Source organism: Salinivibrio sp. SS2, from assembly GCF_001722075.1.
GTDB lineage: Bacteria > Pseudomonadota > Gammaproteobacteria > Enterobacterales > Vibrionaceae > Salinivibrio > Salinivibrio proteolyticus.
On sequence record NZ_MEBP01000074.1, the window covers coordinates 44,347 to 51,625 of the forward strand.

Genomic DNA, 7,279 nt, shown 5'->3' on the forward strand with positions numbered 1-7,279 from the left:
TACCTTATCCGTGCTCAACGCCGATGGTGAAGTTGTAAAAGGATGTTAACCCAGCCCTTCAAGCGTGAACAAGGTAAACTTTGTTACATCAACCACTTCCACCAGATAAATACCGCTAAAAAGCCGAATAAATACATCAGACCCACGATCGCCAGTGCGCGCATCGACTTACTCATGGTCACTTCAGGCGGTAACCGGTGTTTGGTCACCAAAATATAGTTGAGTAATGCAAAGAACGGCGTGGTCACGAATGCAGCAATCATGGCGAAATCGAGCATGGTTAGCAATGCACCGGTCCAAAACGCGACAATACCGAGCGCTAACACGGCCGTGATTAACATCCAGCCTTGAGTCACCTGTGGCGAGGCTTGTGGCTGGCGACGCAATAAGCGCTGCGATTCAGACACGACCCGCGCATACCCGTCAATTACGGTAATGGTGCTGCCGAAGATACAGAAAAAGGCGACCACCGCAATCAAATAGCGGGACCATTCACCAATCGTGGCGGCATACAGGCCAACCAATTGATGCGAAAAGCCAATACCAGATTGCTTTAATTCAACGCCACTGCCATGCAACAGCAGGGCACCGAGTGATAGAAACACAATCGCCAATGCAGCGGTACCGATATAGCCGACGTTAAAATCAAACAGCGCCGCTTTAGCATTAATGGGCTCAGATTGCGCTTTACGCTTTAGCCACACCGAGGTGATGCTAGAAATTTCAATCGGGGCGGGCATCCAACCCATGGTGACCACGATAAAGCCAATCGCCGTGACTGACCAAATGGACGGAGCCTGAAAATTAGGTTCAACCGCGACAGGGTTGCCGATTGCTACAGTCACCGCGACCAAGGTGGCACAGGTAAGCGTCGCCATGATCACTTTAGATAGCCAATCCAACGCCTTGTAATGGCCAGCAATTAGAATGACCAAACAAGTCATTACGATAATGATAGAAAGGGCGGTCAGGGAAAGATCAAACGGCACAAAATAGCTCAGCAGACTGGCGCTAAATAAAGTCAGTGCGGCTGTATTGATCACGCCGGATACCGCGCTGAGCACGATAAAAAGCCACAGATACCCGCGGCCGAGGCGGGCATAGCCCTCTACTAAGGTTTCGCCGGTTCCTGCTGTGTATTGCACGCCTGCGCGGAAAAAAGGGTATTTAAAGAGATTTACCAGCAGGATTAATGCGGCCAATTGCCAACCATAAATGGCACCGGCTTTGGTTGAGGCAACCAGATGAGAGCCACCCACGGCAGCAGCGGCCATCATAATGCCCGGCCCCAAGGCGCGAACACGTTGGATCACAGAGAGACGCGACCCGGCCTCATGAGGAGAGACGGTTTGCATGATTGTTTCCTTTATAATAATTGCGTTGTTGTGTTTGTTTTTATCGCTATTTGATTAATTTTATTGTCAATAGCAGGTTATCAATAACATATGAGCGATCTGTGTCAATCAATCTTGCCAAAAACCCGTCTCGCAGCCTATCCGACCATCGTCGTAGCGCTCAGTGAGCGGCTGAGAATAAAATGTGATCAAAAGCCAAATTTAGCTGGAAATGCGATTCAAATCACAATAGAATGCCCGCCCAACATGCGCTCTTCGCCAGCCCAAAGGCAAAGAGTGGCTGTGTCGCGATTCGCGGCTGAAGAAAAAGTGTCCAAGGTTGGGCCCACCTTCACCGAACCCGCGGTACGATGAAACGCATGATGGAACCTCTTGCCGCCTTGGCAGCGTGTCGTACTCATCTGTACCGCAAGTGCAACACAACACGGCAAGGTATTCTATTTATGCAACTTCTCTATAGTGCGGCCGGCATCGTCGCTCTGTTTTTGTGCGCCTATGCGTTCTCCTCTAACCGTAAAGCGATCAACTGGCGTACAGTGCTTGGGGCATTTGGCCTACAAGCGGGTTTTGCCGCACTGGTGCTTTACATTCCAGTAGGACAAGCCATGCTGGGCTCTATGAGCAATGGCGCGGCGAAGCTGCTTTCATTTGCCAACGAAGGCATTGAGTTTGTGTTTGGCCCTCTCGCCAACGATGGGTTTATTTTCGCTGTTAAAGTTCTGCCGCTAATCATTTTTATCAGTGCGCTGATATCCCTCCTTTATCATCTCGGCATTATGCAGTGGGTTATTAAACTTCTCGGCGGTGGCATACAGCGATTACTCGGCACCAGCCGAGCAGAGTCTCTGGTGGCAACCAGCAACATCTTTCTTTCTCAGGGCGAATCTCCTTTGGTAGTTCGCCCTTTTCTTAGCCAAATGACACGCTCTGAACTCTTCGCTGTGATGGTGGGAGGCATGGCCTCGGTCGCCGGTAGTGTGTTAGGCGGATATGCGGCGATGGGTGTCGATTTGAAATACCTGATTGCCGCGAGCTTTATGGCTGCCCCCGGCGGACTTTTGATGGCAAAAATCATTGTGCCGGAAACACAGACGCCCGCAGAACAAAACCATGTAGAGATCAGTGACAGCGACCAAGCCAATGCGATTGACGCCCTCGCCAGCGGCGCGATGAACGGCATGAAAGTCGCGGTGGCTGTGGGCACCATGCTGGTGGCCTTTATCAGCGTGATTGCGATGCTAAACGCTGGGCTGAGTAGTTTAGGTGAGTTGGTCGACATTGACGGTCTAAGCCTAGAAATGCTGTTTGGCTACCTGTTCTCACCGCTGGCACTACTCACCGGTGTACCGGTGCACGAGATCTTCACCGTGGGTAACTTACTTGGCCAGAAAATTGCGCTTAACGAGTTTGTTGCCTTCTTATCGTTTGCTGATATCAAAGCGAACTTGTCGGTGCAAAGCCAAGTCATTGTGACCTTTGCCTTGTGTGGCTTTGCGAATATCGGCTCGATTGCCATTCAGCTCGGCTCTATCGGTGCGATGGTGCCGGAGCGTCGCAAAGATGTGGCAAGCTTAGGCGTGCGCGCAGTGATTGCCGCCACCTTTGCCAACCTAATGAGTGCGGCTCTGGCGGGTATTTTTATCGCTCTATAAGTACTGCGCGGTAACGAGACTCGGTTAAAGTGTCTCAGTAAAGTAGGGCGATTGGCGGCAAGCTAATCGCCTTTTGCTAGCAATATCGCCAACCTGATCACGGCTTGAGCGAACAGACCAAAAGCGGAAAATAAAGGGTTTACAAGCCACAGCGAACCCAATAATATACGCCGCGTTCCGGAGAGATGGCTGAGTGGTTGAAAGCACCGGTCTTGAAAACCGGCAAGGGTTAATAGCCCTTCTAGGGTTCAAATCCCTATCTCTCCGCCACATACCGAAAAGCCGCTGATTTTTCAGCGGCTTTTTTGCGTTTATCCCCCTACAATCCCCCAAACCCTGACCACGTCAACATTTTAGACGCCTTTGTCTAAACACATTACCCAGCGTTTGATAATCTAAGCCCCCTAAAATTCTCGCCCATACATGGCCTTTTGGACGCCGCCAACCAGTGGGCGGTAGCGTGGGAGCAGAAGCGCACTCCAATAAACTGCCAAGCTGTATATTTACACAGCTTATCGGCGAGGGAAGCCAGATCGTGTGCACGATTATTCGAAACACATTCACATTATCACCGAGTAAAGAGACACAAATTCAATTAAATCAATGGGCTGTATTTTTCTGCTTGGGGATAATGTGAACGCCTCAACCGTGACAGGCGGCATGCACACTTTCTCGGAAAAGAGACAGATCCTACAGGCTCAAAATGTTATTCATAACAGTGGGTTAGATAAGAAAAGCCGCGTATAACGATTTTGGGAAATCGCGCATGCGCACTAATACAATGTTAAGGTTCTCCGGAGAGTGATGTGGATGTTCGACGTTTTGTTGAAACTGACAGAGAAGCACTAAGGAATATCTACTTCGAGTCCAGGCGTAATGCTTTCGGGTGGCTGGACCCCAACTCAGTCCGATTGTCAGACTTTGACAGGGACACAGAAGATGAGGCGATCTGGGTTGCAGAGCGGGAAGGCTCGCTTATTGGATTCGTTTCGATCTATGAGCCAGAAAATTTTATTCATAATTTGTTCGTGCGCCCCAGCTGGATTGGTTGGGGGTGCGGATCGGAGCTTTTGACGACTTGTTTAAAGCAGTTGGGAAGACCAGCTCGCCTCAAGTGTATTGCAGAAAACACAAAAGCCTTAGCATTTTATGAGGCTAGGGGTTGGAATACAGTCGGTGAAGGTGTGAATGAAGAGGGCAGATATTTGGTTCTCGAAACGGTCAAACCTTAACAATCGCAAGCAGCGGAGCAATTCTCCGCTAGCGCTACAAATTACCCGCTGTTGCGGGCGTTATATTTCGAGGGAATATGAATTCGACGATATACAACTCTGAACTTAACGACTTTTCAAGAAAGTTTTTAGTTAAGAGTCCAGCGGTCCCGGCCCCTTCTCCATATGAATTTATTGCTCAAAGACGAGTTATAGATGCGTCTCTATTCGAGAGCTTCCTGCTCTTTGATACTCTGTCTTTCAAAGTTCATGGAGAGAACATCCCACTAGTTATTTTACTAAATCATTTTGGTGTAAAAGGTGTTGAGGCTCTTCTAGATCAAAATGCACTTAAGTTTATTCTATGGGATCAGATGCTTGGCCATATGGTAGATGATATTGATGGAATAGACCCTTTAACTCATGGCCATTATAACAGTCCTGCTCATTCAGACCCAGAAGAGTCTATTAGACTTGGATTCAATTGGATGAGTAAACCGCCTAGAACCTCTGACAAAAAGAACTTGATTAGAAAGATTATAGATGTCTATTCAATGCCAGAGAAGAACCTTTCTAGCAAGGCTGTAGCTTTATCAAAGTCTGCTTATGATAGTGGCAAACTTGAGGTTTATGGCCTATCTCCTGAAAAATCTACATATAGAGAACTAGATTTAGACGGAAGAAAAATGCTGTGTGAGTGTGCAGAAGAAATACTGCAATATACCCACCTGATTGATAGCAACATGTCCTCCTACTCAAACTTTGAGTTTTACCAAATATTTAATGACTCAAATAGAAAGATACACGAAGCTGCCAACCTCCAAGAAAACTTCAATGAGCTTTCAAAACTGGAGAATATACCTGATCTTAATCAAATGTTTCCAGACGATTCAAAACCGTTTGATAAGGTATTGAAGCTCAGAAATAAAAGCTCATCAAAGAAATTCCGGTCATGGCTTGCAGAATGTACCAATAGTGAAGATAGCCTTGAAATAACTAAGGAGTATGTTGATGCAATTGCTAACTCCAAGGGCTTTTTTCAAACGAAAATGGGAAGATTTACAAAGAATGTGGCCATGTCTGCCGTTGGGGTAGGTGTTGGCCTGCTTGTAGCAGGACCCGCAGGCGCAGTTGGTGGTGCGGGAGCTGCGAAACTATTAGAACCTGCGGCTGATTTTGGTCTTGATATGCTGGATGAGTTTGTATTGTCAGGGTTGACGAAAGGGTGGACACCAAAAATATTCTTCGACGATCTTACTAAACTGGAAAAATTTAACGAGTCAAAGCACTCGGGCGCAGAAAACTGCGCCGGTGTTTGAGGCGTTAAGGCGCAAAGTGTACAAAGGAACATATATGTACTTTTATGTAGATGAAAGTGGTCAAACGGGCTTGGAGCTATTTGATGAGAATCAACCGTTTTTGTATTACGGAGTATTGAGTTCAAAACTGAATGTAGATGTATTGGCTTTGGATGTTGTCAAAAAGCTAAGAGCAAAGCTTAATGTGGAGCGTTTACATGCAGCTGAATTAGGTAATGGGCGTTTAGTTGAGATAGTAAAAGATCTTGAGAAAATACAGAAAAAATATGACACCAAGTTTGATTTTTATCGTGTAGCAAAAGCAGATCATGCAATTATTGCTTTTTTTGATCAGGTGTTTGATCAAGGTGTAAATCCTGCTATAACTTGGACCGGTTATTGGACACCAATGCGGTATGTATTGTTATTGAATATCGCATATTTATTTGACGAAGAAATGGCAAAAGAAGCTTGGACAGCGCGAATTACCATCAAAGATGAGTTGGCAAATGAACATCTGATTAATGTGTGTAATAGAGTGCTAGATAAGGTTCATTGGTTGCCGGATGAACGGTCAAAAACGCTTATTTCCGATGCGTTGAAATGGGTTATTAAGAACCCAAGTAAAATTTCTTATAATGCAGCATCTAAAAAAGATCGATTACAAATATCACCTAACTTAATCGGGTTTCAATCTGTATTACACGGAATTGCTCGGCGGCTCGAAAAATCGAAATCCAAATCTAAGAAAGTAATTGTTGATAGACAATCACAATTTAACAAAGCCCAAGAGATAATTACAGAGCACTATCAAAATGCATCTAAGTTCGATGAACCAATGGCATTGGGGCCCGGACTTCCCGTTGTAGATTACAGGAACATGCCAACAGTTCCTATCGAATGCACTCCGGGTACGGAAAGCGTAGGTTTGGAGCTAGTTGATATATACATATGGATATTTAAGCGTCATATAGAGGGTAAAGAGCTTGCTCCTCAATTGTATCCACTGATTAAAAAACAATTGCACAAAGGAATGTTTGACGAGGTATCTATTAATGCTATCTCAAAACGTTGGGAAAAATGGTTTTCAGAACTGCCAGAACCATCAGAAGAACAGTTGGCTAAGGGAAAAGAAATACTTGAGATAGATGAGAATCGCAGGCAACAGCACGTGATTCGAGATTAGCGCCTTAACAAAGCGAAGCAATTGACAAAATATATGTCACGAATTTTGGTTCCCAAAATGTAGTGCCAAATACTTTGCAACTGTTCTTAGCGTTATATGTACAAGGAGAGTTATGAGAACTATTTGGTATATTGTATTAATAATCGCATCCCCTTTAGCGTCCATTGCGTTTTATATGTATTTTCACATTCAAAAATTTTCTGAAAATCAAGTTGATTGGGGAGCCTTTGGTAGCTTTGTTGGCGGCGTATCAGCGCCAGTAGTTGCAGGAATTACGCTAATATTTTTAATCCAATCTGGAAAGTATCAAGCACGACAAACGGCTCAAAAAATTGCCTTAGATCTTATTGATTCTCACGTAGCAACGGCAGATCTTTTCGAACACCCAGGAAGTTCGCCAGGAGAGATGTCGTTTTTAGCTCTGTGGAACAATTTATTGGCGAAAGGTTCTGCTGACTCTTTAGAATTCAAAGAAGAACTAAAAACGGCGTTGTTTCCTAAATCATTGAACTTATCACTCTAGCGGCGATCTCATAAACACATAAAACGCTCAAAACCGGTCTCAGAAGGAGCCAAT

Annotated in this window: 6 protein-coding genes and 1 tRNA gene; 6 read left to right on the forward strand and 1 reads right to left on the reverse strand. The window is 45.5% G+C overall.

Annotated features, from left to right (window positions below; translation table 11 throughout):
* Positions 1-83 precede the first annotated feature (83 nt).
* Complete coding sequence (locus tag BGK46_RS08170; RefSeq protein ID WP_069588357.1) at positions 84-1,355, reverse strand: NRAMP family divalent metal transporter; 1,272 nt, start codon at positions 1,353-1,355, stop codon at positions 84-86.
* Positions 1,356-1,798: 443 nt separating this feature from the next.
* Between BGK46_RS08170 and BGK46_RS08175 the strand changes: the two genes are divergently transcribed.
* The 6 genes from BGK46_RS08175 to BGK46_RS08200 all read left to right on the forward strand — a co-directional run bounded on the left by BGK46_RS08175 (position 1,799) and on the right by BGK46_RS08200 (position 7,225).
* The gene (locus BGK46_RS08175; RefSeq protein WP_069588359.1) at positions 1,799-3,007 is read left to right on the forward strand and encodes a NupC/NupG family nucleoside CNT transporter; all 1,209 of its coding nucleotides are present in this window, start codon (positions 1,799-1,801) and stop codon (positions 3,005-3,007) included.
* A gap of 179 nt (positions 3,008-3,186) precedes the next feature.
* Positions 3,187-3,277: transfer RNA gene (locus BGK46_RS08180), tRNA-Ser, on the forward strand.
* Between the two features lie 536 nt (positions 3,278-3,813).
* Positions 3,814-4,239, forward strand: coding sequence for a GNAT family N-acetyltransferase (locus tag BGK46_RS08185; RefSeq protein WP_069588360.1), 426 nt, complete (start codon positions 3,814-3,816; stop codon positions 4,237-4,239).
* Positions 4,240-4,316: 77 nt separating this feature from the next.
* A complete protein-coding gene (locus tag BGK46_RS08190; protein ID WP_069588362.1) occupies positions 4,317-5,537 on the forward strand; it encodes a hypothetical protein in 1,221 nt (406 codons plus the stop codon).
* 34 nt (positions 5,538-5,571) lie between these two features.
* On the forward strand, positions 5,572-6,702 hold the full coding sequence (locus BGK46_RS08195) for a DUF3800 domain-containing protein (RefSeq protein ID WP_069588364.1): 1,131 nt from the start codon (positions 5,572-5,574) through the stop codon (positions 6,700-6,702).
* A 112-nt stretch (positions 6,703-6,814) separates the two neighbouring features.
* Complete coding sequence (locus BGK46_RS08200; RefSeq protein WP_069588366.1) at positions 6,815-7,225, forward strand: hypothetical protein; 411 nt, start codon at positions 6,815-6,817, stop codon at positions 7,223-7,225.
* The last annotated feature ends 54 nt before the right edge of the window (positions 7,226-7,279 follow it).